The sequence below is a fragment of the Arthrobacter sp. NtRootA1 genome (genome assembly GCF_019976975.1).
Lineage (GTDB): Bacteria > Actinomycetota > Actinomycetes > Actinomycetales > Micrococcaceae > Arthrobacter > Arthrobacter aromaticivorans.
The window spans coordinates 5,164,651-5,191,108 of the sequence record NZ_AP024630.1; the positions used below are offsets into that span (position 1 = coordinate 5,164,651).

A 26,458-nucleotide genomic window follows, 5' to 3' on the forward strand; every position below is an offset into this window, starting at 1 on the left:
AGTCCTACTTGAGGGTGCCGGTAAACGCGGCGGCACGGGCCGCGATGTCTGCCCAGTTGCCTGCAGCGACTGCTGCGGGCGGGACCACGCTGGTGCCGCAGCAGACTGCGGCAGCACCGGCGTCGAGGTAGCTCTTGGCGTTGGAAGCGTCGATGCCTCCCGAAGGCAAAAAGCGAATGCCCGGGTAGGGGCCCTGCAGGTCCTTCAGATACGCCGGCCCAAGCTGGCGGGCAGGGAAAATCTTGACGACGCCGGACCCAAGGTCAAGCGCCTGCGCCACTTCGGTGGGTGTCATGGCGCCAAGGCTGAAGGGAATGCCGGCGGCCACAGCCACTGCTGCAACCTCGGGCCGGATGCCCGGCGTGACCAGGAACTTTGCCCCGGCGTCGATGGCTGCGCGGGCTTGGTCTGCGGTCAGGACCGTACCGATTCCGACGGCGGCGCCGTGGTCCGCGGCGGTCTCTGCCGCGCGCTTGACGTGCTTGAGCGCATCCGGCGTGGTGAACGTCAGTTCGACGCTGCGGATGCCGCCGTCGGCCAGTGCCCGGCAGAGATCCGCTGCGTCCGTGATGGAGGGAGCGCGGACCACGGCAAGGGTGCGGTCGGCCTCAAGCTGCTGGATGAATTGTTCGGGGGTCATGACTTTCCTTCTCGGGTGAGTCCGTCTGGCTGTCGCCGCAGGGCACGGCCGGCGCGGGCACCGGTGGGCTGGCCGCCGTCGATCGCTGCTGCGCCGTTGACGAAGACGTAATGGATGCCGCTGGCGGCTTGGCGGGGATTCTCAAAAGTGGCTTCGTCGCGGATGGTCGCCGGGTCGAAGAGCACGACGTCGGCCGCGTAGCCTTCGCGGACCAATCCCCTTCTGTGGAGCTTGAGTCGTGCGGCCGGACGCCCACTCAGGTGATGGACCGTTTCCTCAAGGCTGAGCAATCCGAGATCGCGGGAGTAGTGGCCGAGGTAGCGCGGGAATGTTCCCCAGGCCCGGGGGTGTGGCTTGGCGCCAACCAGGAGGCCGTCGCTGCCGCCGGTGTGCGTGCGGTGTTTCATGATGGCCTGGACGTTTTCCTCGTGCCCCACGTGCTGCAGGATTCCGGTGCCGAGGCGGTCTTCAACGAGGATGCGGACGAAGACATCGAACGGCTCCTCGTTGGTCTCGGCGGCAATGTCCTTGATGGTCTTGCCCACGTCTGCCGCGAGCGCCGGGTTCTGCACGCCGCTGATTTCCAGGGTGTCCCACTCGGCAACCACTCCGTGGCAGCCGTCCGAACCATAGATCTCCACGGCCTCTCTGATACGTGCGCGGGGTTCGGGGCCTTGGAGGCGGGCAAGCGTCGCTTCCGTGCCTCCGGACGATCCCCAGCTGGGGAGGATCGCGGAGAGCGTGGTGGCTCCCGGGAGGTAGGGGTAGGTGTCCAGGGTGATGTCCACGCCGTTATCAAGCGCGTTATCGATGAGCTCCAGGAGTTCGCCTGCACGGCCCTTGTTCTCCGCGAAGTTCATGGTGGCATGGGACAAATGAAGTGCGCAGCCTGTGTCCCGGCTCAGGCCAATCATCTCCGCATAGGCATCCAATGCGCCCTTGCCGTAGGAACGGTGGTGCGGTGCATAGAAGCCGCCCAGCTCGCCCACAGTCCTGCAGAGGCCGGCGAGTTCTTCGGTCTGCGCGTACATGCCCGGGGTGTAGGTCAGGCCGGAGGACATTCCAACGGCGCCCTCCTCCATGGACGTGCGGATCACGTCCTGCATCTGCTGCTGTTGCTGCGGGGTGGGATCACCTTCTGCGAAGCCCATCACCATGGCCCGGACAGTGCCCTGGGGAACGAGGTACGCAACGTTGGTGGCGATGCGGCCTCTAGTGCCGTCCGCATCGGTGACTTCGGTATCCAGCCGGTCCAGGTACTCCCCCACGGTCCGCCAATTCCAGTCGAAGTCCGCCGGGTTATCGTTCCAACCAGCGATCTTCTCCCGCACACCGGCGAGAGTGGCATCGTCCACTGGTGCGTAAGAGAGGCCGTCCTGGCCCAACAGTTCCGTGGTGACGCCCTGGCTGAGCTTGGCGTAGTGCTCCCTATTAACGAGCAGTTGCAAGTCCGAATGCGCGTGCATGTCAATGAAGCCGGGGCTCAGGACCAGGCCGGAGGCATCGATGACGCGGTCCGCGCCCGTTTCCGCGGCGGTGAGGGAACCGGCGTCGACGACGGCGGCAATCACGGCACCGTCCAGCAGGACGTCCGTGGGGCGGCGGTCCGCTCCGGTTCCGTCCACCAGGGTGGCGTTGCTGATAAGGGTCTTCATCGCAGGGTCCTAGAAGAAAGTGTGGATGAGGTCGACGACGGTCTGGTTGCCGTCGATGCCGCTATCGGCAAGGACCGGGATGACGGCCCACTTGTCGAAGGCTGTGCAGGGATGGGACAGGCCCAGCCGGATCACATCGCCGGGTTGGACACTGGTGGTTTCGGGGTCGAAGGTCATGAAACAGTGCTGATCGTTGACCGACGTGATTTCGGCTCCCTGCAGTGGTTCCATCGCGCCGCCAAGGACAGGACCGATGAGCTGCGGTTCCGGCAGTCCTTCATCGAACGGGAGGTCGCGCTTGCCAGCGTCGAGGATGGCCAGGCCCGGCTCCGTTTGTGAGACCACCCTCGCCCAACCGTGCATTGCCGCGCGGAACGGCTGGTTGCCTTGGCGGGAGAAGGGCGAGATTCCGCGGTAGAAGCCGTCGTCGTGGATGATGTAGGCGCCGCTGCGGATCATGAGGTCCACACTCGGATCCCCCATTTCGGCGCCAGTGCTGATGCAGGGCGACAGGAGAGAGACGACGTCGTCGAAGTACGCACTGCCACCCGCCGTGATGATCACTGAACCGGATCCGTACAGCCCGGCGGCGAGCAGTTCCTCATGGAGAAGCCGCATCTGGGCGAGGTAGCCGCGGACGGCACCCAGTCCGGCGTCGTCGGCTGTGTGCGCGAGCGAGCCTTCATAGCCGCTGACACCTACCAGCCGCAGATTCGGTGAGGCAGCAACCCCGCGGGCAACCTCCATGGCAGCATCAACACCCCGTGCTCCGGTCCGGCCTCCATGGGCGCCGAGCTCCACGAGCACATCCAGCACGGCGTCGCTCCTGGCGAGCACGCGGTTGATGACCTCCACGGTTCCCACGGAGTCCACCCAGGACAGGATCGGTGCATCGGCAGTTGACGCTCCGGCCACCCATTGGATGGCGTGCGGGTCCGTGAGGCTGTTGGCGAGCTGAAGGTTCCGGACCCCGAACTCGCGGGCTACCCGAAGCTGAGCGAAGTTCGCCAACGTGATGCCCCAGGCTCCGCGGTGGAGCTGCTCGGTCCAGAGCTGGGGGGACATGGTGGTCTTGCCGTGCGGCGCCAACAGCACGCCGTGGTCCTTGCACCAATCGGCCAGGTGGTCGGCATTGGCCTGGAGGGCCGCGCTTTCAAGCGTGAGCAGCGGCGTCTGCAGATCGGCCAAAGTGTGCTTGGCCGCGAGGAATTGGGCGTGCGTGCTCCCGTTGGCGGTGGCCGGGATGGCCTTGTGCCGCCAATCGAGCTGGCGCTCTGCAAGGCCGGCCACGGCGTGCGCCGAGATGGCTTCGGAAGTGTTCACGGGTTCATTCCCTTCGCGGGGCTGCGTTCTTGAAGCTGCGGTGTGGGGCTGTTCAATATGAGATTCTCATTTGCGTTGCGTATTTTGCAACGCTGGTTGCAAACCTGCTGGTGATATGTCTAACATGGTGGCGGATCGAGAGTCAAGGCCGCTGAGAAGCGCACGAACTAATGGGAGAACGATGCTTTCAGCTGTATGCGTTGGCGAAACAATGGCCATGCTTACCCCTGTCCAGGCTGTTCCCCTTCACCTCGCCACCGAACTCCACTGCGGGATTGGTGGTGCTGAGTCCAATGTCGCCATGGGACTTGCGGCCATGGGCCTGGACACTCACTGGGTCAGCCGCGTGGGCCACGACGGCTTCGGCACGCGCATCCTTGACGAGCTTCAAGCGCACGGGGTGGGAGTCTCCGGCGTCGAAGTTGATCCCGAGCGGCCCACGGGCCTCTACGTGAAGGTCCCCGCCCAGGAATCAGACCCCGACGGCGGCAGCTCAGTTTTGTACTATCGGCAAGGTTCTGCGGCGTCGGCCATGGGACGCCCCTTGCTTTCCAATCCCGCTGTTTCATCACTGCTGGAAAACGCGGCCCTCATCCACCTGAGTGGGATCACGGCTGCTTTGTCTCCGGAGTGCTTGTCTCTCTTGGAAGCCCTGATGACCGAACCGCGGAACGGGCGCATCGTCAGCTTCGACGTCAATTGGCGGGAGGCCCTGTGGGCAGGCCAGGATCGTTCGGTCCTGCAGCGTCTGGCGAACCTGGCCGACGTCGTGCTTGTTGGTAAAGACGAAGCCGAGCACGCCTTCGGCACCACTGATGAGGCCGAACTTCGCCGCCTGATGCCGGACCCCCAAGTGCTGGTCATCAAGAACGAGGCGATCAGCGCCATTTCTTTGGATCGGAGTGGCACCCGGGAAGAGGTGCCCGCACTGTCCGTCGCCGTCGTCGAGCCTGTTGGCGCGGGTGACTCGTTCGCCGCCGGTTACCTCAGCGGCATGCTGTTTGGGCTTGGCCAGAAGGCGAGCCTGCGCCGCGGACACGTTGCGGCCGCCTGCACCTTGACTGTCCACGGCGATCGCGGTCCGCTGCCTTCCTCGGGGGAACTCGCAGCCATTCTCGATTCTTCGGATGACGACTGGGCTGCTATCCATGTTGAAGAGGGACATTTCAACACCAGAACCGGAGCGTGACATTTTGAGTCAGAGCCTCATGCGAGCTATCGACCTGCTCGGCGAACTCGCTGCAAAGCCAGCAACCCTGGACGAGCTCGCGTCCAAGGCTGCCGTACACAAGACCACCGTGATGCGGCTCCTCCACGCCATGGAGGAGAAACGCTTCGTGGTCCGGGACGAGGACCAGCGGTTCATGCTCGGTTCCAAACTGTTCGAACTGTCCTCGCTGGCCCTGGAACAGCGGGATATCCGCAAGGTAGCGCACCCGCACCTCGCCGAGTTGAACGGTCGGACCGGGCACACCGTTCACTTGGCCGCGTTTGAAGGGAACGAGGTGGTGTACATCGATAAGTTCGAGTCGCACCACCCCGTCCGTATGTACTCGCGCATCGGCCTCACTGCATCGCTGCATTCGGCCGCTGTGTCCAAAGTCCTCCTCGCCGACATGCCGCGCAGCCGGCAGGAAAAGATCGCGGCGGGGCTGGACTACGTCAAAGTTACCGAGAACACCCTGACCTCGCCGGAAGCCCTGTTGGCCGAACTGGAGCAGGTCAGGATCCAAGGCTGGGCCCACGACAACGCTGAGCACGAGGCATTCGTGCACTGCATCGCGGCCCCCATCCGCGATGCAAGCGGCGCCGTTGTTGCCGCAGCCTCTTGTTCGGTACCGGTAGTGATGCTCAGCTATGAAGGCTTGCTGGAGCTGCTGCCCGATCTCAAAGCCAGCACCGAGGCCATCTCGAATGACCTCGGCTGGATCAGCCACGAAAGGAACTCAGCATGAGTGAAAAGAACGTAGTACTGACCGAAAATGCCCCCGCCCCGGCACACGTATTCTCCCAGGGCATCAAAAAGGGCGGGATGTTCCAGGTTTCCGGCCAGGGCCCCATGGATCCCGCCACCAACCAGTACATCGGCGAGGGCGACGTCCGCGTCCAGACACGTCGCACACTGGAGAACGTGAAGGCCATCCTCGAAGCGGGCGGGTCCTCCGTTGAAGACGTCATCATGTTCCGCGTCTACCTCACCACCCGCGATGACTTCGCCGCCATGAACGAGGTTTACGGCGAGTTCATCCGCGAGAACGTGCCCAGCGGTTTGCTGCCGAGCCGCACCACCGTGTTTGTGGATCTCCCGCACGAGGTCATGCTGGTGGAGATCGACGCGCTGGCCGTGACTGCTTAGTAGCGCCACTCGTATTCGTTTGCGCCACGCTAACGGGCTGGCGACACCTAAATCCGGGTGTCGCCAGCCCGTTTCTGTGTCCCCAGTGAATGTGCGCGTCGTCAGCGCTCCCCGCGCTCCGCGCGCTAGGGTGCGGGGGTTTCGCCCTTGTTCTTGCGGCGGTTTTGAATCCCGAGGATGAGGAACGTGGTGCCCATCCCCAGGAATGCGATCCAGGCAGGGTTAACGATGACCGCCATGGCCACCCCGACAATGAGGAAGACGATTCCAACTGGGAGCAATGCCGAACTCCCGTACTTATCCGCTCGGGTGTTCCTGTCCAAGGTGGGCTTCGTGTCATCGCTCATCTACGCGAGGCTACGTGGGCCGGTGGACGAGGCGCAAGCGTTTGGCGAGTGCCGCCGTCGGGCGTTTCCTCCGTGGCGGCCGCGGCGTGTGGCTTGCTGACCCACTTTGTCTCTCAGAGCGTGCCGACACGCCGCATTCCCCGGCGCGTCGCGGGACCCCCGGTGCCAAAGAAGGTCAGGAATCCACACGGCGGGGGCGCGGTGGCAGGCTGCATGATGACAGGATGGGCTCGTGACGACGCCGAGCATGAGCCAAGCCCTCGATACTTATCTCCGCGAAGTGTCCGGCCAGCGGCTAGGGTCACCGGCATCCCTGATTCCTCAAAGCTTCGCCCACGTGGTCCGTGTGCTGAACCCCGCCCTGGTTCCCGGGGGCAAAAGGCTGCGTTGGTCCGACATTGCTGGAGATGTCAGTGCGATTGACTCAGAAACTCAATGGAATGACGTAGTCGCCGCGGCGTCGCCCGATCTGGGGCCGTACTTTGAACCGGATATGGGGACCATTAGTGAGCACGTAGCGCGGTCCCTGCTTGCAATCCTTTCGCGGCATACGTCTTCAGAGGAGGCCACGTTCCTTGCTTGGGAGGGATATAGCGGCCTCAAAGATGAGGTGGTCCGGTCACCAACTGTGACGGCGGGCCTTGGCCGGGTGATGCATGTCCGTCATGGGGCACTCAGTCTTGCCCTTGACCCCATCGACTCACCGCCCAACAGGCTTGCGATGACGTGGTTGCCCGACGATGGAGCATGGTTCGTGGGGAACGACATCTACGCCAGATCGGTATTTGTGGGAGGTTCGGCGGAGTGCATCGGCGCCGTCCTGAGCCACGCGGACCTTGAAGCGTACCCAGTGGGAGCAGGCTACTCAGTGGTTCCTGAGGATTTCTAGCCCAAGACGTGTGGCTTCCTGACCCACTTTGCCTCTCAGAGCGTGCCGACACGCCGCATTCCTCGGCGCGTCGCGGAAACCCCGGCGTGAAAGAAGGTCAGGAAGCCACACGGCGAACCACCGACGGCGGGACGGCCGGAACCCGCTGGCGCTTGGCATAGATCCGGGCTCGTTGGCTGGACAGGGCCAGGAGCACCAGGATGTCCGTGGCCAAGCCGGACAGGCCTGCCTCAAGCGTGAGATTGGTGGTCCCCGTGGAGGCGTCGATTGCCTGAACCACGATCGAGATGGAGCTGAGTCCCATCGCAATCACACGGGCGCCGTTGCTGCCCAGGAATATCCGCCAGGCAAGGAATACCTCGCCGAACCCGAAGACCAGGACGATCGCAGCTATGGTGACGATTGCCGCCGTCGTGCTTTGTGGGTCAAGGCTGGCGTCCTCGATGGTGATGTCGCCGCCCGAGGTCAGCAACGTGACAGCCAAAGCCAGCGCCGCCAGGGCCCGGACGACCACGAGGAATGCGCCCGTCATGGTGGGTGCGGGGCGGCGGTCGCGGCTGTCCGTCTGACTGGCTGGCTGGTCGACGGGGACGGGCACTCGGCGGGCGTCGATGATGGGCAGATCGCCGTCCGTGGAGATCGAGTCCCCTCCGCCATTGCGCGAGTGATATCCGGTGGAAAAGTCCTTGATGACACGGACGGTCACGGCAGGCTCAGCCTCGGCGACCGTCCGTACGATGTGGTCCCGCTCAACGTCGGTATTCTGCTCGATCTTGTGGGTGATCTGCAGGGTGAACAGCGAGAAACCAACGCTGCGATCGTAGGTGCCGGCGGCGAGCCAGTCCACCTTGTGCCCGCCGGGCAGCATCCAGCCCTCGGGGCAGCGCCAAAAGCGGACGTGGTGGCGTTTGCCAGGGTTGCTGTCCACTTCCTGCTGGTAGGCGAAGTCCTGTTGCCGATCGAACAAATACAGCGGACTGACCGGTGCCTGTGTGTAGCTCTCCCGCAGGATCGTTGAACTGATGATGCGGCGACTACTGGCAAAAGTCACGTCGTCGGCGATGGTCCAGCCCGCCGCACGCATGACCGCGTGGATCTGCGGCTCTGTGCCCATGAGGGCCACGTTCACGGGGTCACCGAGCAGTCCGTCGCTGGTCCGGGCGCGGCCGATGAAGTAGCCGGGGACGTAAATCGTGGTCAGGATCCGGTGCAGGCGAGGCAGCAGCAGGTAGGCCAGGAAGGCCCAGAACACGAAGGAGAACCACAGCTGGCCCCACCCCAGATGAAAGCTCTCCCCCACCAACAGGAATGCCAGCCACACCGCAGCGGCCCCACCAAGGACGAAGAAAGCGTGGTCGAGTCGGCTATCCGTGACTCCTTTGTTTGGCGCTTTGTACATTCGGAACTCCCCCTGGGTGCACGTGCCCCTTAAGCTTCGCTTTTCGCCCTCCTCGTGTACACAGGCTCGGGCGTTAAGGTTCGACGCCGGAACTTAGCCAGCTGCCGCCGTCGAACACTAAAGCATTCCACTTGTGCCATTGACTGAGCATTCCACTTGTGTCATTCTTTTCTTAGAAAGCGTGACCCGGATCACGCAATGACCCGCCAATGGAGAGAACAATGAAGCTCGAACACATCCTTCTTGGAGTCCTGCTGGAGCACCCGAGCACGGGCTACGAGATCAAGAAGTACCTGGACACCCATGGCCGGTTCCTGCGCTCCAATACGCAGATGAGCCAGGTGTACCGCTCGCTCGGGAGCATGGAGAGCCAAGGTTGGGTGACCCACAGCGTGGACCCGCGGCCCGGCGCACAGGACGCAAAGACCTACCGCGTCACTGATGAAGGAGCCACCGTGTTCCTCGATTGGCTCACCGGCCCGTATCACCCGGCCAGCCGTTTCCAGGACCCGGAACTCGGTGCACGGTTGTCCTTTTCCGGCTTCATGAGCGCCGAGCAACTCCTCCGGATTCTCGACGTCGAAATCCAGACCCGCCAGGACGAAATCGCCAGGTACCGCAACCGCGACCGCAGGGAACAATGGGCTCCCACCATCGCCTTCGACACCGAGCTGGCCGAATCTGTGGGCGAGCGCCTGCACCTGATGGGCGCGAGCGCCATTGATGCCCACGTCGCTGGACTGATCAGCCTGCGCAAGGAGCTCCTGGATGGACAGTTGTCGTCCCGCTCGCTCACCGCAGTACCGGCGGAGCTGCGACCATGAAGGCCATCATTCTCATGTTCGATAGCCTCAACAGACACATGCTGTCCCCCTACGCGGCGGACACGTTCGTAGATGCGCCCAACTTCGCCCGCCTGGCAGCAAAGACGGCCACGTTCGACAATTTCTACGCCGGCTCGATGCCCTGCATGCCGGCCCGCCGCGAAATGCACACCGGGCGCCACAATTTCCTGCACCGCAGCTGGGGGCCGCTGGAACCATTCGACGATTCCATGCCGGAGATGCTGGGAAAAGCAGGAGTGCACACGCATCTCGTATCAGACCACCCGCACTATTGGGAGGACGGAGGCGCTACCTATCATCCCCGGTACAGCACCTGGGAGTTCTTCCGTGGCCAGGAGGGCGACCCGTGGAAGGGTGTAGTAAATCCTTCCGGCGGAAGCCAGGACTGGCGTGCCGGGATGAAGCGGCAGGACCTGATCAACCGCAGTTACATGCCCACCGAGGCAGACCACTCGCAGACCAAAACCGTGGACGCCGGCCTGCACTTCATCGATACGAACCATGAAGCAGACAAGTGGATGCTCCAAATCGAGCTTTTCGATCCGCACGAGCCCTTCTTCACCCACAGCAAATACAAGGCTTTGTACGAGCATGATTACGACGGCCCCGAATTCGACTGGCCGGGATACCAGAAGGTCACCGAACCTAAGGATCAGGTGGAGCACGCCCGCTACGAATATGCCGCTTTGGTCTCGATGTGCGACAAGTCGCTGGGCCGGGTCCTGGATGCCATGGATCAGTACAACCTTTGGGAAGACACCCTCCTCCTGGTGAACACGGACCACGGCTTCCTGCTCGGCGAACACGGCTGGTGGGCCAAGTCTGTTCAACCATGGTTCAACGAACTCGTGCACCTGCCCATGTTCCTCTGGGACCCGCGCACCGGAGGCAAGGACACCCGGCGTGGCGCCCTCGCCCAGACGATCGACATTGCACCCACCATGCTGCGCTTCTTCGGCGTCGAACCTACGAAAGACATGCAAGGCCAGGATCTGGCCGCAGTGCTGCAGGACGACAGCGAAGTGCGTGAGGCAGCCCTCTTCGGTATCCACGGTGGCCACGTCAACGTCACTGACGGCCGATACGTTTACATGCGTGCCGCCGTCGATCCTTCCAATGCACCGCTGGAGGATTACACGCTGATGCCCACCCACATGCGGTCTCGGTTCTCTACGGCCGAACTCGCGCAGTGGGCGCCTGCGGAAGCGTTCAGCTTCACCAAGGGACTGCGGACAATGCAGCTCCAGACCACCTCCATGATGAACTCATGGGTCCACGGAACCCTCCTGTTTGACCTGGAAACCGATCCCGGCCAAACAAACCCAATCATCGATGACGAGCTGGAACTGCGGCTCCTGAAAACACTGGCCAAACTTATGCACGCCAACGATGCACCGGAAAGCCAGTTCCAGCGGCTCGGAATCCCTTTCGACGCCGAACCCACGGCCCAGCACCTGCTCGCCGCCCAGCAAGCGGACAGGGCGCGGCTCGCTTTGGAACCCCTGCCTCCGATCGACAGCTTCGCCGACGGCGGAGCGGCCCTGACACTGCCCCTTCTGGAACTGCTCCAGGACGTCCGCGGCCGCGAAGCCGTGGAGAAGCACCTCCCCGGCCTCATCAGCACTGAACTGGTTAACATCCCCGCCCAGCTCAGCCTCTACCAGCTCGCAGCCGTCATCCCGGTTTCCTCGAGCGCCCTCGGGTCCATTGCCGAGGAACTGGCTGCCGTCCCCACGGCGTAACTCCAAGCCAGTGACACATCCCCAACCCAGCCTGACAATGTAGACAGGACCTACAGCCCATGACCACCCAACCCAGCCCTGCCCTCTCCACGGAAGCTCCAGCTGAAGGAGCAGCCCAAGCCAGCAAAGTTCCCCACCGCTGGCGAAACCTCGCTGTCCTCACCGGCGTTACCGTGGTGGACAATACGGAAGCCGGCCTCAGTGCCACGCTCTTCCCGACCATTGCGGCAGCCCTGAAACTGCAGAGCAGCCACCTTGGCCTGCTCGCCGCACTCGGCAAAATCATCGCTGTCCCTGCCGGTCCGGCGTGGGCATGGCTTGCCGGGAAGATCGGCCGACGGAAAGCTCTGATCGCCACAACCCTGGCAGGTGGCGTCTTCGGTATAGCGGCAGGTTTCTCGCAGGACTTCGTTCAACTGTTGATCCTCAACACCCTGATGTCGGCGTCGATCATCGGCGGAAGCCCGATCGCCAACGCGATCATCGCGGACTCCTTCGATGACAGCCAGCGCGGCAAGGCTGCGGGTTACTTCTACGGATTCATGAGCCTCATCAGCTCCTTCATTGCCCCGCTCATCGCCTTGTTCACAGGCATCACTGACGGCTGGCGGTTCGGCATGTGGACCATCGGTGGCATCTGCATCCTGGCTGGCCTGTTGGTGGCGTTGCTCCTGAAAGATCCTGGTGTGGGCGCTTCCGAGAAGCAGCTCGCAGACCTCAGCGCCCGCGAGCGCCTCGCCCCGAAAGTCACGGTCCGCTCGGTGGCCTCGCTGTTCCGGATTCCAAGCTTCTCCATCATGATGCTTTCCCGCCTGCTCTCCGGGCATCTCCTCATCACGATCTTCGGCATCCAGTTCCTCGTGGTGGAACGGGGCTTCACCAATGCCGTGGCCGCCATTGTCCTGGTGCCCTTTGGGCTCGGCTACTTTGCCGGGACCGCCGGCGGCGGCTGGCTCGTCTCCCTCCTGGACCGGATCCTTCCCGACCGTGGCCGGGTTGCCTACCTGCAGGGCGCCCAGGTTCTCTTCGCCGCCGTCGCATTCTTCGCAACCCAATTCGACTACCACAACATCGGCATCTACAGCGCGTTCTGGGCCCTGATCGGCTTCGCCCAAGGAGCGAACCCACCCGCCAACCGTCCAATCGTCGCAGCCGTCGTCCTGCCGGAACTTCGCGGCCAGGCCTTCGCTATCTTCCTGACCGTTTTCGAGACGATCGGGTGGGCCGTCTTCTCCCTCGGAGCGGGCGCCCTGGCCTCCAGCCTCGGGATCCAGGCCGTGTTCCTCTGGACGCTGGTGATCCTCATGCTGGTCAATGCGGCCGTCCTCACCGCCCTCTACTTCTGCTACCCGAGGGACGTGGAGCGTGTCCGTGACACGTTGGAGCGGCGCCGGCAGGAAGCACTGCACCAAGCCTGACCCCGTAGTTAAAGCTCGACGTCGGCACTCAGGTGAGTGCCGACGTCGAGCTTTAACTGGTGGCGAGGTTGCCGACGCTGAGTTGTTTGTGGTCGATGAGCCACTCGATGGACTCTCGCACCGCCTGTTCCGGCTCATACCGGGGCGCGTAACCCAGCAGGGACTTGGCTTTATCGATGCTGAAGCAATGGTTGCGCGACAGGTGGCTCCAGCTCGTATCCGCGTGCCCGGGCGCGGTGTTCCTGCGGAACTCCTCCCAGCTGACTGGCTCGAGGCGAGGTTCCTGCCCGAACCAGGACGCCGCGATCCCGACGTATCCGCGAACTGTCAGGGCGGTGGGAGCGACGATGTTGAAGTCCTCCCCGGCCGCCGCTTCACGACGCTGGACGGCTTTCTCGAAGGCTTGCGCGACGTCGTCGGCGTGCACGTGATGCATCAGCTCGGTGCCACCTCCGGGAACCTGTAGCAGCCGCCCGGCGGAGATCGTCTCCCACACGGATGGGTCCAGGTTTCCAAGTGGCCCGATCGGCTGCCATCCAGGTCCGACGATGTGACCGGGGTGCAACGACGTCGTAGCCAGCCCGCCGGAAGCCGTCTCTTCTTGCAACATGCGGGCGATTGCGCGCTTCTGGATGCCATACTCATCGGTTGGGGCCGCAGCAGAATCCGAGCCCTCCGCGATGGGCAGCTTCATGCTGGCGCCATACCGCCAAATAGAACCGCAGTGCAGGAGGTGGCCCACCTCGCCGCGGAGTCGGTTCACCAGCGCGGTGGCGGAGTCGAGCGTAAAGCAGACCAGGTCAATCACGACGTCGGCACCCAGTTCCACGATCCGGTCACCGAAGGTGCCGTCCCGGTCCTCCTGCTCCCGGTCCGCTGTGACCTGGCGGACCTGCTGCCACTCGGGTGTATCGGTGTAGGCCTGGCGGATTCCGCGGCTGATGTTGGTCACCTCATGGCCGGCACTAACGAGTCTGGGCACGAGGAACGAACCAATGTGGCCACTTCCGCCGATGACAACTATTTTCATGGGTACTCTTCGCCTTTGGGCCTGCGTGGGTTGGAGTTCCAGAGTAGCTGCCAGAATTGTTCGATCATCGGCGACACATTTAGGCAGGTGGCGGACAGGTACAAGGTATGAGTCATCTATCGAGAGCCCCTGATAGGGCGGACGCCTTCCGGTCGTTATACGAAGCTGCATATCCGGACCTTTTGCGGTTTGTTCAGCGACGGACGGAACCAGCAAGTGCTGAGGACGTGGTCGCAGAGGCGTTTCTCATTGTCTGGAAACGCTTCTCTGAAGCTCCAGCGGATGAAAGTGAAGCCCGAGCCTGGCTTTTCGGAATTGCACGGAATCTCCTCCTGAACGCTCACCGTGGAGATCGGCGACGTCAAGCGTTAGGTGTTCGGCTGGCTCAAACAACAACGGATGCTTTCAACGCCTCGCATGCCGAACTGGTCGATCACCGCATTGATCTGAGCCGTGCTTGGCAGCTTCTATCTGAAGCTCATCAGGAAACCCTGGGACTCGCCGTGTTTGAAAACCTTGCCGCGCCGCAGGCTGCCAAAGTCCTGGGAATCTCACCGGTGGCTTTCCGTCTGAGATTGACTCGCGCCAGACGGGCCTTGCGGCTCCTCCTTGACCACCTCCCTCATCCTGCTTCCGATACTTCGGCGGCATCACCTGAAAAGGCAGCAACGCTATGAAAAGTGATCAGAGACTCGACACACTTCTGCGCTCCATGGACGCAGCAGAACAAGGTACACCGCCGGATCCTATCCGGGCGCACGCGGACCTGAACCGCATACTCAGTTCTCAACCAGCAAATGCCTCCAGCAGCACATTGCCGGATAGGCACGAGTCCAATAAACCCAAGATCCGCCAGCGCCGACGCGCGCTCACTCTTGCGGGCCTGGCAGCAGCAGTTACAGCCGGATTTGTCATCATGCCGGCGCTCTCGGGAGGTGACCCGGCCTTCGCGACCTGGACGGCAGCCCCCGGAACACTCACTGGCTCAGACCGTGACAACGCCGTCTCAGACTGCCGTAACTCGAAACAGAACGTAGGCGGTGGCATGTACTCGACCGAACTTTCGGCTGCGGAAGTAGCCATCGCCGAGCGGCGCGGTGCCTGGGTCACGGTCGTTCTCACTGGAGCTGACGGCTTTGAAGCAACATGCACTACCGATGTCACGGCAGCCTGGTTCCGCAAAGGGATCATAGGTTCCATCGGTAAACCGGCTAATGTCACCGCCCTCCCCGCCCGAGGCATCGCTGCTACTCAACTGGGAACGGGAGTAATCGCAGACAAGCCCATCTCGATTGCGTCAGGCCGCGTGGGTGCCGATGTCACAGGTGTTTCCTACACCAACGCTGACAAGGAAGAAGTGCTCGCCACCGTAGCGAAAGGCCAATTCGCCTTTTGGCTTCCCGGAAATGAGTTGCAGAACGCGACTGACCGAGGAGTGCCCGTTCACGTGACGTACAGCGATGGTTCCAGTGAAATCCAACTGCTTGACTTCTGAGCTCCCTGACGAAGTAAGGTCCGGCGTCTACAGCTCAGACGTTCGGGCGCCCTGGAATCAGCTCTGGGAGCTGATTTGGTCCGGTCAGGAAATGTCCAATGAAGGTTACGCCCTCAGACGTGGCATCAAATTTATCGATCAGGACGTCAGCAGGCTCATAAAACACGTCACCGGCTCGCAAAATCCTCTGCTCCCCACCGTCGACTTGAAACACAACCGAGCCAGTTTCAATAACTCCGAACACCGGACCGTTGTGATGATGCGGACCCCCGATAACATCCGGCTGCATGGTGATGCGGCGAATGTGCATTCCTGCAGTGACTCTGTCGTCGAAGGGCTGCTCAAGGAGAGTTACTCGCACAACTGGTTCCGTCATGCCCTCATTCTGCCAGTTGCCGACTCTTAGAACCCACGATTGGCCAGCAACCTGACGACTCACTTCTCCCAAGCTCGACAAACCCCATGCCGTCGTGACTAGCATGAATACTCCGGGCAAGCCCGGGTACGTGACCTCTTGAACGACCCCCTCGGACGGTCGGCGTTGACGCGGCGACCACGTAAAGGAGAAAGCTGTGCGGGAGCCTGTAGTCAGCGAGAGCGTGTCAGAAACCAACGGGAATCCAGACGAAACAACGGAGGATCCGCAGGAATCGCAAGCCGACGAAACCGCCACAGAGTCACCCGAGATCACCTTCGACGAACAGTTCTATCCCGCTCGCCCAAAGGCGCTACGGCCGATCGCACGGCGCCGGCAATTCTTTGCTGCCAGGCCTTCCTTGGAATTCGATGGGCGCAATCCCACGTATGTGGACTGGCTTCGCAACCAGTCGATGCTCGGCGACGCCAACACCATGGCCCGGCAACTCTCAGGCCAAGCAAGCATGTGGCAGAACGCCTACGCCCGGCCAAACCCCAGGGCGGCTGTGGAGCGCGCACCCGTGTGGTTCACGGCCTACCCTCTCTCTTTCATCACCCGCGAGGGTCAGTCATTCCTGTCCGCTCTGGGAGAGCCCGGACTCTGGAAAGCGTTCCGGGAGATCGGCATCCGCGGACTCCACACCGGCCCGGTCAAGCTGGCTGGAGGCATCAGCGGTTGGTCCCAAACGCCCAGCGTAGATGGTCACTTCGACCGCATCAGCATGGCGATCGATCCGGCATTCGGCACCGAAGAAGAATTCCGCCGGATGTGCGAAGTCGCCGCAGATCACGACGGGACAGTCATCGACGACATCGTGCCCGGCCATACAGGCAAAGGCGCCGACTTCCGTCTTGCCGAGATGAACTTCCGGGACTACCCAGGCATCTACCACATGGTGGACATCCCCGAGGAAGACTGGCACCTGCTGCCCGATGTTCCCGAGGGCGAAGATTCAGTGAATATCAGCCCCGATGCCGAGCAAGCCCTGCAAAAAGCCGGGTACATCATCGGCAGGCTCCAACGCGTGATCTTCTACGAACCCGGGGTCAAGGAGACCAACTGGAGCGCCACCAGGCCGATCGTCGATACCACCGGCAAAACCCGCCGCTGGGTGTACCTCCACTACTTCAAGGCCGGTCAACCATCCATTAACTGGCTTGACCCCACATTCGCCGGGATGCGGTTGGTGGTGGGCGATGCGCTGCACTCCCTCCTGGACCTGGGCACCGGCGCCCTGCGGCTGGATGCCAACGGGTTCCTCGGCGTGGAGAAGAGCGCGGAGGAGCAGCCGGGCTGGTCAGAAGGCCATCCCCTGTCCGAGGCAGCGAACCAGCTCATTGGCTCGATGATCCGCAAAGTGGGTGGGTTCTCCTTCCAGGAACTCAACCTCACCATTGATGACATCAAGGCGCAGTCCGAGTCTGGCCCCGATCTCTCGTACGACTTCATCACCCGGCCGGCCTACCACTACGCGCTGGTCACCGGTGATACCGAGTTCCTGCGGCTGACGCTTCGGTTGGCCATGGAGATCGGTGTGGACCAGGCCTCGCTGGTGCACGCACTGCAGAACCACGACGAACTGACCTACGAGCTGCTGCACTTTGCCGCTGGCCACAGGGAAGACATCTTCGAGCTTGGGGGCGAAGAACTGACGGGCGCCGAGGTTGCCGAGAAGGTTCAAAGCACCCTGCGGGAACGCCTCACCGGTGAGAACGGGCCCTACAACGCGGTCTTCACCACCAACGGCATCGCCTGCACCACCGTCAGCTTCCTCATGGCGGCGCTGGGAATCAAAGACCCGGACTCGATAACCCCGGAGCAAGAGTCCCAGGTCCTGGATGCCCACGTGCTCCTGTCAATGTACAACGCGCTGCAGCCTGGCGTCTTCGCACTTTCCGGCTGGGACCTCACCGGCATCACCGCCTTGGATCGCGAAACGGTCCGGGAGCTCACCTCGCAGGGCGACACCCGGTGGATCAACCGCGGGGCACACGACCTCATGGGGACGAGCCCCGACGCCAAGACCTCCCTCGCGGGCATGGCGCGTGCCCGGAGCCTCTACGGTCCGCTGCCTGAACAGCTCAAGGATCCAGCCTCCTACGCCCGACGCCTCCAGCAGATCCTGAAAGTAAGGGAAGAGTCAGGGATCGCAACGAGCACTTTGCTGGACGTGCCCGATGTTTCCAACCGCGGGCTGCTAGTCCTGGTCAACCAACTCGGCAGCGGCGAGCTTGAAGTCACGGTCCTGAACTTCTCCGACCAGGACATCGCAGGCAGCATACAGTCCTCCCATCTTGTCCCTGGAGCCAGCGTCCACGATCTTTTCAGCGGCGAAAACGTGGGGCAAGTGGATGATCTTGGCAGCTTCTTCCTCGAGCTGCGGGCGTTCCAGGGGACCGCGCTGGTTCTGAAGGAAGCCGAGACCGAATAGAAGCCCCCGACGTCGGCACCCGCGTGAGTGCCGACGTCGGGGTTTGGTGGGGCGGTTTGCCAGCGCTATGGCTCGGCAGTGGTGAAAAGGCGCCGGACGATGCTTCCATTTGCGAGCGCGTCCAAGGCTTCATTGATCTCGGACAGCGGTTTGGTGTCCGTATGCAGCAGCTCCACGGGGAGTCGCCCTTCCCGCCACATCTGGATGTAAAGGGGAATGTCCCGGCTGGGCACCGAATCCCCCATGTAGGACCCCAGCAGACGTTTGCCCATGCCGGCGAATTGGAGGGCCTGGACGGTCAGGGTTTGCTTTGGGTCAGGTAGGCCCACCGATACCAGGGCTCCGCCGCGCGCCAGCAGTGAGAGACATGCTTCCATAACCTTGGCGTGCCCCACTGCCTCGATTGATACGTCAACGCCCTCTTCCGTGTGGGCGGCGACCAAGTCAGCCGCCTCGTCGGGCCCTGCCGCGTAGTCGGCGCCGCAGCACAATGCGAGTTGCTGTTTCTCTGCCAGCGGGTCAATGGCAATGACTGTTGTTCCGGGAATTTGCGCTGCTGCCATCACGGCCATTAGCCCCACCGCCCCGAGACCGAACACAATGACTGACTGGCCTTCCATTACTTGGGCCGTGTTAAGTACTGCGCCGACACCAGTGAGTGCGGCGCAGCCAAACATGGCGGCGACATCCATGGGCACGTCCTCATCGATCACCACGAGGGATTCGCGGGCAACGACGGCATATTCGGCGAAAGCGGAAACACCCAGGTGATGGTTAATGCGTTCACCTGAGCCGCCAATGAGCAGGGCATCCCCGTGGAGCAGGTCGCCGCTGGTATTTGCTTCGGCACCCCGGCGACATAACGCTGGGCGACCAGCGTTGCACGCCGAACAGTTACCGCAGCTGGGCACGAAAACGATCACGACGTGGTCTCCGCGCTTAATATCCATTACGCCTGAGCCGACTTCGGTAACCGTACCCGCAGCTTCGTGGCCCAGAACCATTGGAAGGGGTCGGGGTCGGCTTCCGTTGACAACGGAAAGGTCCGAGTGGCACAGGCTCGCACGCTCGATTCTCACCTGCACCTCCCCCGCGCGCGGTTTTGGACGTTCAAGCTCTTCGAGTTTGAGGGGACTGCTGTCCGCGTATGGGTACGGGGCGCCAGCGCGGCGGAGCACGGCGCTACGCATCGCCACGGCCTTCATACGTTTCAATGGTTCGGCTATTCAGGCGCGGAAGGATCTCGCCAATGGCCAAGGTCTTGAAATGTTCGTACGTTCGGTGGGCGGCGAAACCAGCTGCATCGGTGTACTTCTCCAGGATCACGAAGTGCCCTGGATCGTTCACGGATTGAAAATAGTCGTAGGCCAGATTCGCCTCCTCCTGACGGCTGGCTTCCGCCAGCTTGCCGAGCAACCCGGCGACTTCCTCTACTTCTTGGGTGATGGCGTGATAATGGGCAATTACTTGGAAGTGCGTCTCTGACATTCCGTTCCTTGTCTTATGGGTTGAGTATCAGTTTGTTGACGTTTCGACGCTGTCTCGTCCGGCCAGATCCCATAGCTCGGCAGCGCTGGTGGAAACCGCTTTGGCACCTTCCCTCAGGGCCCTCGCCACATCGCCGCCCGTACGGATGAAGCCGGCAGCAACGAAGGGGGTGAGGCTGCTGAGTTCTGCCGGTGAAAGGTGGGCGATAACGGGCCACGGCATCACCTGGACCAAGTGGGGTTTGCTCTGTTCAACAGCCCCGGTGCTGCGCGGCAGGTTGGACCGGTCCGTCACGAAGACCTTCTGCATTGTCACCATTTCCATGGTGTTGGCGCGCTGGATCAAAGCCGTCTTGGTGCTGACCAATCCCTCAGTGCCGATCTTCTTTAGATATTCCACGGCGCCCCGGTCCTGCCCCAGCCCGGAGCAGGCATCGATGTTCACAAAAGTGAACTTGCCGGCAGCCGTCAGAGAGTGAAGCAGTCCTTCAAGCTCATGCAATGCCACATGGGCAAGGATGCACACCTGACATCCTGAGCTGAGAAAGCCTGGCGCCGCGTCGACGCCGAATACGGAGCCGATCACAGGATTGCGGCTGAGCCGAAGGTCCAGTTCCTGTGGAAATTCAATCATCTTTGGATCCTCGTCGTTGTATGCGGGTCACCTGCACAGGCGCACGCTAAAGACCCAGTTTGCCCGGGTTCAGAAGGTTTTTGGGATCCAGCGCACCTTTAACCGCCCGGAGTACTTCGAGCCCGCCGCCCAAGGACGCCTCCATGTAGGGTGCGCGCAACAAGCCAACGCCGTGATGATGGCTCAGCGTCGCCCCATGCCGGATGATGACTTTGTTGGCGGCGTCCCACGCGGACCTGTACCACTTGGCACGTTCATCCACTTCAACATCGCCGCGCAAGGAGAAGTACAAACATGCTCCATCAATGTACGCGTGTGATTGATGCGCGGAGCCTGCGAGAGTACCGGGTATGGCGTTGAGTGCGTCAACGACTTCGGTGTAGATGGCGGGCAATTCCTTCCAATTGCCGATCATCTCCAGGGTGTCGGCCACAAAACCGGGTCCTCGTTTGAAACCCTCGGCACTTTTACCCGTGAGGTACCTGGTATCGAGCCATCGCTCGAAGATCATTTCTCCGTTGAGCTCGCTACCCGTTGCGGCGCAGACGCGTTCACTGATTACCATCCCTGCATCCACTAGTTCCTGGGTACCCTCATCTGCCACCAACAGGACGTTGGTATCCGGAAGGTCAAATTGCACGCCGCTTTCAAGGTTGTCGTATAGGCGGAGCGCGGCTGGCGTTGCCCCCTGCTGCATTATTTGCCGACATGCTTCCAGCCCTTCGGCGAAGGTCGCGAACCCATAGGCAACCGCACGGCCGTAATCAGGCAGCCGATGCAGTTTGAGACGGACTTTGGTGATAATGCCCAAAGTTCCTTCCGACCCGATGAAGAGCTGGAGCAGATCGGGACCGACGGCGGCCCGGGCACCATTGCCTACACTGATCACTTCCCCGTTGGCCAGAACCACATCGAGTCCGTGGACCATGTCCTCGATCTTGCCGTAACGGGTGGAAAGTTGGCCGGCGCCGCGGCAGGCGACCCACCCACCCACAGTGCTGATGGCATAAGAGGAGGGCCAATGGCCCATGGTCATGCCGTAGTTGGCCTGGATTGTCTGCTCGAAAATGTCCCCAAAGACGCCGGCCTCCACTTCAACGATCTGGCTCTCCTCATCGAAGCTGGTGACTTTGTCCAAGCCACAGACGTCCAACACGAGGCCACCGGCAATGGGCAGCGCCGCACCGGTGACGTTGCTGCGTCCTGCCGAGACCGTTACCGGGATGCCAGATGCCGAGGCTATCCGCATGATGTCCTGCACCTGCTCAACGCTGGAGACGTGGACAATCACGGCGTCCGAAGTGGCTGGCTGCCCGCCCGTTTCTGCAATCATTGTGCCGGCCCACCAGTCGCGGGTACCGTCCAGCACTTCTTGGGGTTCAGTGACAATCCTGTCCGCGACTGAAGCCAACTTCTCCAAAATGTCCGTGTTGATCGTGGCTGGGTTTGTGGAGTAGGCAGCCTTTCCGTCAAGGGACCCCAAGGTCTGGGCGAAGTGCGGCTGAGTCGGCGCACCTACAGTGTAATTGCCTCGGTTGTAGCCGCGTTTTACTGCTTCCTTGCTGATCATTGTCTAGTTCTCTCCCATCAGGATGGCGCGTTCATGCGCGGTTAGGTTCTTGTAGCTGGCAACCTGGGCATCAATTTCCGTTGCGGGCAGGTCGAGTTCTTTCATGAGCAGCTGGCCCACCCGCTCTGCAGCTTCCGCAGAGGCGTCCCGGGCGACAAGCCGGGCCCGGGTCCGGCGGGACATGATGTCATCGACATTGCGGGCCATCTCATGGCGTGCGGAATAAATGACCTCCGCTTCCAGGTAGGGCAAGCCGTCAATGATCGGCTTGTTCAGCCCTGGGTCCTCCGCCAGAATGTCCGTGACGAATCGGGCTTCTGTCCCGTACCGCTCCCCCAAATGCGAAGCAAGGCCACCGGAGGCAACAATCGCCTCAGCGTCGTAACCAGCAGCACCCAGCAGGTAGGCGTTCTTGGTTCGGCAGCGGCGGTTTTCTCCCAACACTTTCTGCGCTGCGTCAATGGTCTGTTCGGCCATGTGCCTGGAAGTGGTGAGCTTGCCTCCGACGACGGTCACCAGCCCGTCCGGGTCGGTACGGATCTCGTGGTTGCGTTTAACTTCCAGGGTTTTCCCGCCCGGAGGTGCAACCAGGGGCCGGCAACCGCCTATGCTGCCAAGCACGTCCTCCGGCTCTACATCGATGTTGAGTGCGGTCCGGGCGCCTTCCAGGAGGAAGTCCATCTCCTCGCGAGTACAGTTCACATCGTCGAGGTTGCCGTTGTAGTCCTCGTCAGTGGTGCCCAGGTAGGACGTATTGCCCCAGCGGGTGATAGTGGCGCGCCGGTTGCGTCCTGGAACCGGGATGGTTACCGTGCAGTCGTTGCGGATTTTGGTCCATGGGACTGCAATGTGAACGCCCTTGGCTGGCCGGATATTGGGCGCGTCAACTTCTTTGCCGGCACCGGTCCAGTCCCGAAGCCAAACACCAGTGGCGATGATGACAGCGCTGGCGCTGGCGCGAAGCTCCCGGGTTCCGGTTTCGATAACTACTCCGTTTACTTGGCCGCCCTGGCGGGTCACCTCAGTGACTTTTGCACCGTTAAGCACGGTTGCTCCGTGGAATGCTGCGGTGCGGGCCAAGGTCAGCGTCAGCCTCGCGTCGTCGGCGCGTGCGTCGTAATACAGGAAGCCGCTCTCAAGGTTTTCAGCTTTGAACGTAGGGCAGTGGGAAAGGACTTCATTCTTGGTCAACTTCTGATGGAGTATGCCCTCGCGCCACCCGCCCGCCAGATCGTAGGTCCAGAGAAGGCTTTCAAAGCCTGCTGCAAGGCGGCGGTCAAAGACACCCGCATGCGAGAGCACAGGAAACAGGAACGGCAACCGTTGGACCAGGTGTTGAGCGTTCTTACGCAGTCGCTGGCGTTCCAGGAGCGAGTGTCGCACCAGCGGAAGGTTGCCCTGTTCGATATATCGAAGCCCGCCATGGATCATCTTGGACGATTTGGAGGAGGTGCCCGAGGCGAAGTCATCCTTTTCCAGCAATGCCACCTGGTAGCCGCGTAGTGCCGCGTCCATGGCCGCATAGGCTCCCGTGACGCCACCACCGACAATAATGATGTCGAATTCTCCGCCATCCAGGCGGTTGATCTGCTCAGCCCTGTCCAATTTCAGGGGGCTGTCCGTAACCATCCGGGCACGCCCGGCTTTCGGTTTGCGTGAGGGCATGGAAATCATGAAGGTACTTCTCTCTCAATTGTCTTAGGTCTTGGCTGGTAGTCGGTGTCAGGAGTCACGGACAAGCGCCAACTCACTGGCGATACGCGAATTCCATGCATCGCGGCGGCCGAGTTGCTCAGCGGCGGTTAGTCGTGGTTCGAAGAGGTCTCCTGGACCCAGGCATTCGACGGCTTCGGTAAGGGAACTCCAGAGCAAACCGTCCGCGGCACCCATGAATGCGGCGCCACGCAGGCTTGCCGTGTCACAGGAATTCAAGCGACGCATGGGGATGCCTGTCAGGTCAGCCTGCATCTGGATCAGGGGATCACTGGCCGACATTCCGCCGCCCACTGCGATCTCGGTTACGGAAATGCCGGACACTGCCTCGTTGGCCTCCACACTGCTGGCCACAGAATGGGCAACGCCTTCCAGGATTGCGTAGGCGATTTCCGGCAAAGTACTGGACATCGAGAATCCAGTCAGCGATGCACGGGCGTTCGGTTCTACAACTGGCATGCGGAGACCGGTCAGAGCGGGAATGAACATAACGCCGTTGGAGCCGTCCACCGTGGCAGCCAATTCACTGATTCTCTGCGGAGAGTCGAACCAGCCAAGAGTGCTGCATACCCAGTCCAGCGCCGAACCCGTTGTCGCGGTAAATGTTTCCACCGCATAGGTGGTTTCGTGGTGCCGGCGCCATGCAGCCAGGCTTAACGTCCCTTCGTACAGCCCCGGCCGCGCCGGCATGTTGCTGCCCGTCACAAGATCGACAAAGCTGCCCGTGCCGTGAACGCACATTGCTTGTCCGGGACGCAAGCATCCCAAACCCACGGTACCGGCATGCTGATCACCCATGGCGGACAGCACTGGCACTGAAATGCCCAATTTGGAACTGTCGCTGTGACCAAGGTGATCGGCATCCTGACGCAGCTCGGGCAGTAAGTCCGAGGGAAAACCCAGGGCCTCGATCCAGTCCCGCTCATAAGCATGGTCCCTCAGAATGTAACCGCCGGCCGACGTCGCATTCGTCGTTGTAGCAACGTATGAGCGTTCGGCGGTGAGACTCCACAACAGCCAGGTCTCAACGGTGCCAAAGCCTAAGCGGCGTTCCCGAAACGCGACTTCCACTTCGCGGGTTTCCCTCAGATGATGGGCGGCCCAGAGATAGGGGGAACGTACTCCCGCAGGGCGCCCAACTGATGCGACAAGCCGTTCGTTCCATTCCTCTCCCAAGATGGCAAGTTCAGTAGCGTATCGGCTGTCCTGCCAAACCATGGCCGGCACCAGTGGCTGCCCTGTAACGGTGTCCCAAAGGACGGCAGTCGAGCGTTGCGTGGCAAGCGCGATCCCTTGAATGTCGACACCCTCATCAGCGGCGCGATTGAGGACTGCACGGCACGCGTCCAACGTCTTGTCCAGAATTTCGTTGGCGTCCTGCTCCACCACACCAGGGCGGGGGCTTGAGACAGACAACCGTCGATACTCCAAGCCATGGACTCCGCCGTCGGAGGTAACCCACGCCGCCCGTGTCCCTGTGGTGCCTTCGTCTATTGCCAGAACGGCCGAATTTCCCATAAAGCTTCCTCTTTTCCGTGTCAGCGGGTGGGGACGGCGACTTGGGCGGCGTCGTTCCTGAATTGAGGCGCGTCGGTCTCCTCGTCGGGGCTGACGGGTGCGCGGGTTGGATCCCACTTGATGATGGAGCAAATGATGCAGGCAGCCAGGGGAACCGCGGACAGGATAAGGAACGTTGGCCCCAGTCCCAGTTCTGCTTTCAAAAGCGGGAAGATCAACAATCCCAATGCCGCGCCAGTACTGCCCAATGCTCCGATCACACCGTTGGCGCCCGCCCGGAGTTCGCTCCGGAAGGAGAGCGTGGAGATGCTCTTGCCGTTAGCGCCTGGACCACCGGAGTGGAACAGGATGAACAAGGACGGCACCAGGAAGGCAAGGAAAATCGGCAGGGTCTCGTAGAAGAAGCCCAGGATCAGGAGCATCACGAACACGGCCCCAAATCCGATTGCTGAGGCCCGACGAAGGCCAAGTATCTTGCCGATCCTTGGCGACATGAAGCCGCCGATAATGCCAAATACGTTGAAGACCAAGGCCCCTAAGGTTGCCACTACGAAGTCTGACCCGAAAAGGGTGAGGCTGATGATGGGTAAGTACCAGCCGACCGCGAAGTATTGGATGGACTGGCCAACCTGCACGGTGGCCGCCAGGATCGTTCGTGGCAGATAGGTACCCCGGAAGATGAGGGCGATATTGGCAGCGCCCCTGTTAGCCATGTTCAGGATCGGGGTGCGGTCCGCCAGCGGAGCGGGAGTGAAGTCCTGCCCGTAGATTTTGCTCATGGAAGCAGCGGCGCGGTCCAAGAGCCCTTTTCGGGCCGCCCAGGTGGGGCTTTCAACCATGAAGATGATCTGTGCCAGGAACAGCGCCAGTGCCACCACCCCGGCAGAGCCAACCGCAAACCGCCAAATCGAGTCGCCGACCCCCAAATTGTAGAAAGCAATCGCCAGAATCAGATTGCTGCTGACAGCCGTGTACCAGATTCCCTGCCACGTATTCAGGCGGCTCTTCAAGCGCGCCGGCGTGAATTCCGCCAAAACGGCCATCGCAATCGCAAAATCAATGCCATAAGCAGCACCTACGAAGAACCTGCCCACCAGAACAAGCTCAAAAGTCGGTGCGAAGGCCGCGAAGCCAGCGCCGGCGAAAGCAAGGAACTTGGCAAAGATGAGCGGTGGGATCCTCCCCCACCTATCCGCCATCCAGCCGCCGATTGGATTGAACGCAATGGCTACCCAGGAGGCCAAGGACGTCAGGATCGCTATCTGTGTTGGGCTGAGGTGCAGGTCTCTGGTCATCGGACCGAGCCCGGCACTCAATGCCGAGTTGGAAAAGGCATCCAGGAACAGGCCACCCAAAGCCAGCCACCAGATAAGGCCTGCTCGACCGGAAATTCTGGGGCGGGCGTCGATGTAGGACACGACATCGTGTACACCGCGAAGGACCAAGCTAGACATTCGTTCGACCTCTCTGTCGTGAAACCGTTTCGTCAGAGGTCGTCGCCTGTAAAACAAAAAATGGGCAGATTGAGACCTCCAACAGGAAGTCTCA

Annotated in this window: 24 protein-coding genes; 10 read left to right on the top strand and 14 right to left on the bottom strand. The window is 61.7% G+C overall.

Annotated features, from left to right (window positions below; all coding sequences use genetic code 11):
* Positions 1-4: 4 nt before the first annotated feature.
* The 3 genes from LDN90_RS23600 to LDN90_RS23610 are packed head-to-tail and all read right to left on the bottom strand — an operon-like array spanning position 5 to position 3,618.
* Positions 5-640 (bottom strand): bifunctional 4-hydroxy-2-oxoglutarate aldolase/2-dehydro-3-deoxy-phosphogluconate aldolase, encoded by a 636-nt coding sequence (locus LDN90_RS23600; RefSeq protein ID WP_223947363.1) that lies wholly within the window; start codon positions 638-640, stop codon positions 5-7.
* On the bottom strand, positions 637-2,295 hold the full coding sequence (locus tag LDN90_RS23605) for a D-aminoacylase (protein WP_223947364.1): 1,659 nt from the start codon (positions 2,293-2,295) through the stop codon (positions 637-639). Before LDN90_RS23605 ends, LDN90_RS23600 begins: the two co-directional genes overlap by 4 nt.
* Positions 2,296-2,304: 9 nt before the next feature.
* Positions 2,305-3,618 (bottom strand): alanine racemase, encoded by a 1,314-nt coding sequence (locus LDN90_RS23610; protein ID WP_223947365.1) that lies wholly within the window; start codon positions 3,616-3,618, stop codon positions 2,305-2,307.
* 217 nt (positions 3,619-3,835) lie between these two features.
* On the opposite strand from LDN90_RS23610, the gene LDN90_RS23615 reads away from it, so the two are divergent.
* The 3 genes from LDN90_RS23615 to LDN90_RS23625 are packed head-to-tail and all read left to right on the top strand — an operon-like array spanning position 3,836 to position 5,974.
* Complete coding sequence (locus tag LDN90_RS23615; protein ID WP_263426274.1) at positions 3,836-4,807, top strand: sugar kinase; 972 nt, start codon at positions 3,836-3,838, stop codon at positions 4,805-4,807.
* On the top strand, positions 4,767-5,573 hold the full coding sequence (locus LDN90_RS23620) for an IclR family transcriptional regulator (protein WP_216924580.1): 807 nt from the start codon (positions 4,767-4,769) through the stop codon (positions 5,571-5,573). Before LDN90_RS23615 ends, LDN90_RS23620 begins: the two co-directional genes overlap by 41 nt.
* Positions 5,570-5,974, top strand: a complete 405-nt coding sequence (locus LDN90_RS23625) for a Rid family detoxifying hydrolase (RefSeq protein ID WP_216924578.1) — start codon at positions 5,570-5,572, stop codon at positions 5,972-5,974. The genes LDN90_RS23620 and LDN90_RS23625 overlap by 4 nt, the downstream gene beginning before the upstream one ends.
* Before the next feature lie 125 nt (positions 5,975-6,099).
* Here the strand turns inward: LDN90_RS23625 and LDN90_RS23630 are convergent, their stop codons facing one another.
* Positions 6,100-6,321 carry a hypothetical protein gene (locus LDN90_RS23630; protein ID WP_223947368.1) on the bottom strand — a complete coding sequence of 74 codons (222 nt, stop codon included), beginning with the start codon at positions 6,319-6,321 and terminating at the stop codon, positions 6,100-6,102.
* A gap of 232 nt (positions 6,322-6,553) precedes the next feature.
* Here LDN90_RS23630 and LDN90_RS23635 point away from each other — a divergent pair, with 232 nt between their 5' ends.
* On the top strand, positions 6,554-7,210 hold the full coding sequence (locus tag LDN90_RS23635; protein ID WP_223947369.1) for a hypothetical protein: 657 nt from the start codon (positions 6,554-6,556) through the stop codon (positions 7,208-7,210).
* Between the two features lie 97 nt (positions 7,211-7,307).
* On the opposite strand, the gene LDN90_RS23640 is transcribed toward LDN90_RS23635, so the two are convergent.
* Positions 7,308-8,609, bottom strand: coding sequence for an LssY C-terminal domain-containing protein (locus LDN90_RS23640; protein ID WP_223947370.1), 1,302 nt, complete (start codon positions 8,607-8,609; stop codon positions 7,308-7,310).
* 221 nt (positions 8,610-8,830) lie between these two features.
* Here LDN90_RS23640 and LDN90_RS23645 point away from each other — a divergent pair, with 221 nt between their 5' ends.
* The 3 genes from LDN90_RS23645 to LDN90_RS23655 are packed head-to-tail and all read left to right on the top strand — an operon-like array spanning position 8,831 to position 12,614.
* A complete protein-coding gene (locus tag LDN90_RS23645) occupies positions 8,831-9,433 on the top strand; it encodes a PadR family transcriptional regulator (RefSeq protein WP_216924574.1) in 603 nt (200 codons plus the stop codon).
* Positions 9,430-11,196, top strand: coding sequence for a sulfatase (locus tag LDN90_RS23650; RefSeq protein WP_223947371.1), 1,767 nt, complete (start codon positions 9,430-9,432; stop codon positions 11,194-11,196). Before LDN90_RS23645 ends, LDN90_RS23650 begins: the two co-directional genes overlap by 4 nt.
* 59 nt (positions 11,197-11,255) lie before the next feature.
* Positions 11,256-12,614, top strand: a complete 1,359-nt coding sequence (locus tag LDN90_RS23655; protein ID WP_216924570.1) for an MFS transporter — start codon at positions 11,256-11,258, stop codon at positions 12,612-12,614.
* Positions 12,615-12,666: 52 nt separating this feature from the next.
* Here LDN90_RS23655 and LDN90_RS23660 read toward each other — a convergent pair whose 3' ends face one another.
* Positions 12,667-13,644, bottom strand: coding sequence for an NAD(P)-dependent oxidoreductase (locus tag LDN90_RS23660; RefSeq protein ID WP_223947372.1), 978 nt, complete (start codon positions 13,642-13,644; stop codon positions 12,667-12,669).
* A 107-nt stretch (positions 13,645-13,751) separates the two neighbouring features.
* Here LDN90_RS23660 and LDN90_RS23665 point away from each other — a divergent pair, with 107 nt between their 5' ends.
* Together LDN90_RS23665 and LDN90_RS23670 are read left to right on the top strand one after the other, a co-directional pair.
* On the top strand, positions 13,752-14,321 hold the full coding sequence (locus LDN90_RS23665; RefSeq protein WP_223947373.1) for an RNA polymerase sigma factor: 570 nt from the start codon (positions 13,752-13,754) through the stop codon (positions 14,319-14,321).
* Positions 14,322-14,356: 35 nt separating this feature from the next.
* Entirely contained in the window at positions 14,357-15,139 is a 783-nt protein-coding gene (locus LDN90_RS23670) for a hypothetical protein (RefSeq protein WP_223947374.1), read from the top strand.
* Positions 15,140-15,173: 34 nt separating this feature from the next.
* Here LDN90_RS23670 and LDN90_RS23675 read toward each other — a convergent pair whose 3' ends face one another.
* Positions 15,174-15,515, bottom strand: coding sequence for a cupin domain-containing protein (locus tag LDN90_RS23675; protein WP_223947375.1), 342 nt, complete (start codon positions 15,513-15,515; stop codon positions 15,174-15,176).
* A 196-nt stretch (positions 15,516-15,711) separates the two neighbouring features.
* Between LDN90_RS23675 and treS the strand changes: the two genes are divergently transcribed.
* A complete protein-coding gene (treS, locus tag LDN90_RS23680) occupies positions 15,712-17,988 on the top strand; it encodes a maltose alpha-D-glucosyltransferase (RefSeq protein ID WP_223947376.1) in 2,277 nt (758 codons plus the stop codon).
* 65 nt (positions 17,989-18,053) lie between these two features.
* On the opposite strand, the gene LDN90_RS23685 is transcribed toward treS, so the two are convergent.
* The 7 genes from LDN90_RS23685 to LDN90_RS23715 are packed head-to-tail and all read right to left on the bottom strand — an operon-like array spanning position 18,054 to position 26,364.
* Positions 18,054-19,178 (bottom strand): alcohol dehydrogenase catalytic domain-containing protein, encoded by a 1,125-nt coding sequence (locus LDN90_RS23685; protein WP_223947377.1) that lies wholly within the window; start codon positions 19,176-19,178, stop codon positions 18,054-18,056.
* Positions 19,171-19,476 carry a putative quinol monooxygenase gene (locus LDN90_RS23690; protein WP_216924558.1) on the bottom strand — a complete coding sequence of 102 codons (306 nt, stop codon included), beginning with the start codon at positions 19,474-19,476 and terminating at the stop codon, positions 19,171-19,173. Before LDN90_RS23690 ends, LDN90_RS23685 begins: the two co-directional genes overlap by 8 nt.
* 27 nt (positions 19,477-19,503) lie before the next feature.
* Positions 19,504-20,109, bottom strand: coding sequence for a glycerol-3-phosphate responsive antiterminator (locus tag LDN90_RS23695; protein ID WP_223947378.1), 606 nt, complete (start codon positions 20,107-20,109; stop codon positions 19,504-19,506).
* A 46-nt stretch (positions 20,110-20,155) separates the two neighbouring features.
* Positions 20,156-21,679, bottom strand: a complete 1,524-nt coding sequence (locus LDN90_RS23700) for an FAD-binding oxidoreductase (RefSeq protein WP_223947379.1) — start codon at positions 21,677-21,679, stop codon at positions 20,156-20,158.
* A 3-nt stretch (positions 21,680-21,682) separates the two neighbouring features.
* Entirely contained in the window at positions 21,683-23,353 is a 1,671-nt protein-coding gene (locus LDN90_RS23705; RefSeq protein ID WP_223947380.1) for a glycerol-3-phosphate dehydrogenase/oxidase, read from the bottom strand.
* Between the two features lie 48 nt (positions 23,354-23,401).
* Positions 23,402-24,910: an FGGY family carbohydrate kinase gene (locus LDN90_RS23710; protein WP_223947381.1), complete on the bottom strand. Its 1,509-nt coding sequence runs from the start codon at positions 24,908-24,910 to the stop codon at positions 23,402-23,404.
* A gap of 20 nt (positions 24,911-24,930) precedes the next feature.
* A complete protein-coding gene (locus LDN90_RS23715; RefSeq protein WP_223947382.1) occupies positions 24,931-26,364 on the bottom strand; it encodes an MFS transporter in 1,434 nt (477 codons plus the stop codon).
* Positions 26,365-26,458 lie beyond the last annotated feature (94 nt).